Annotated in this window: 3 protein-coding genes and 1 pseudogene; all 4 read left to right on the forward strand. The window is 27.9% G+C overall.

All coding sequences use genetic code 11. The features are described 5' to 3' along the window. The first annotated feature begins 264 nt into the window (after window positions 1–264). A complete protein-coding gene (locus BHE89_RS16845; RefSeq protein ID WP_128860647.1) occupies window positions 265–618 on the forward strand; it encodes a hypothetical protein in 354 nt (117 codons plus the stop codon). A gap of 146 nt (window positions 619–764) precedes the next feature. After that, window positions 765–905, forward strand: a complete 141-nt coding sequence (locus tag BHE89_RS23875) for a hypothetical protein (protein ID WP_171742525.1) — start codon at window positions 765–767, stop codon at window positions 903–905. Window positions 906–1,055: 150 nt separating this feature from the next. After that, a complete protein-coding gene (locus BHE89_RS16850) occupies window positions 1,056–1,388 on the forward strand; it encodes a hypothetical protein (RefSeq protein ID WP_128860648.1) in 333 nt (110 codons plus the stop codon). Next, a pseudogene (locus BHE89_RS24385) lies at window positions 1,360–1,547 on the forward strand (calcium-binding protein); the annotation flags it as partial. The gene BHE89_RS16850 and the pseudogene BHE89_RS24385, both read left to right, overlap by 29 nt.

Here is a 1,547-nt window from a genome sequence, read left to right on the forward strand (position 1 = left end):
GATTCAATTTTGAATCCTTTAGGTGAGTATGTTTCTCAGAGAGTGTCATTAAATATGAGTCAAGAGGAAGCAGAAAAAATTGCTGCACTTTCTTATCATTTACGATGCGGAAAAAACAGAATATAAATACTTTTTTCCTAAAGAAGCCATCGCTACAAATGAAACACTTATTTTTGATTTTGATTTTTTTGTCAATGAATTAAAACGTTATACTCTAGATATTATTTCTGATGATAATTCACCTTTTTTTTGATGATATTGTTGATGGTGATTTTTATTAGAAAAATAAAAACAACGAAAGAAAATAGTATGTTACTATTTGATGAAAATAAATTAATAGAGGATTTAATAAAATCAAATCAGAGTAAAAAGTATTATTCATCGGGTTGGGGTGAAAATGAATGCTTTTATTTCAATACTCACAATGGTAATGATATTATTTCTGCACCTTCAAATACTAAAAATACCTTTGATATCTATAATGGAACGAAGAGACTAAGCGGAGGGAGTAAAGAAGATATATTTAATTTATTTACCTCGGCGTCTCCGATTTATGCAAGTCGTTTTTATGGTAGAGGAGGAAGTGATACACTTCGTATTATAAAAAACAACCAATAAATATCAAGGGTATGAAGTTAATTTATTCGATAATTACGTTAAATTCAAACACGCAGAAGAACAAACAAATAGTCAAAATTTTCATTCGAAATTATTTCTCTATCAAGAAAATGGTCATCTTTTATTCAAAGCAATTTGTTGATTCCATGCCTAATATTGTACTGCAAGATCAGCAAGTGATAGCTTATTTAGACAGTATTGAAAATGTTATTGCGAGTGAGATTGGTGATGATATTATTTATGGTAATCAAGAAGATAATTATTTAGATGGTGCTGGGGGGAGCTGATTTTATTATATGGATTAGGCGGAAATGATACTCTAGTTTTACAAGAGGGTTATGCAGAAGGGTGGAGAAGGAAATGATAATTATATTATTTTTAAGATCTTCTTTTAGAAAAAAAATCATCATGTCCATTATGAAACAATTATAAATGAAGTGAACGATACAGAAATAAGTATGATACGGCTAAATTATCATTTTGATGAAATTAAATCTATTCGTCGAGATGGAAAAAATATTATTTTCGATATTTACGTAAATGATGGAAACGAAAATAATAAATTAATTTATCACTCTGTCACATTAAAAAATGTTTATCATGCCAATGAGACATTAGCACATAGATATACTTTAACCACACTAGATGGTTTTCTCTTCACTTTAAATGAAAATAAAACTATTGAAGATAATGCATTATACAAATTGAGTTATTTAGATAAATACAATCAAAATAAAGAGATTGTTCAAGCACTTTTTTATCAACGATAATAATCATTCATTATCTATTTCATATTCTGATTATAATAAAGTTATAACGTTATTACCTCAGTTAAAATACAGTGGTTTTTCTTTTGGTGAAAAACTACGATTTGGTATTCATGGTAATGAAAGCGACAATCATTACTTTGGTATTACTGCTCATTCATT

The organism is Shigella sp. FC1967 (genome assembly GCF_001743005.1).
GTDB lineage: Bacteria > Pseudomonadota > Gammaproteobacteria > Enterobacterales > Enterobacteriaceae > Proteus.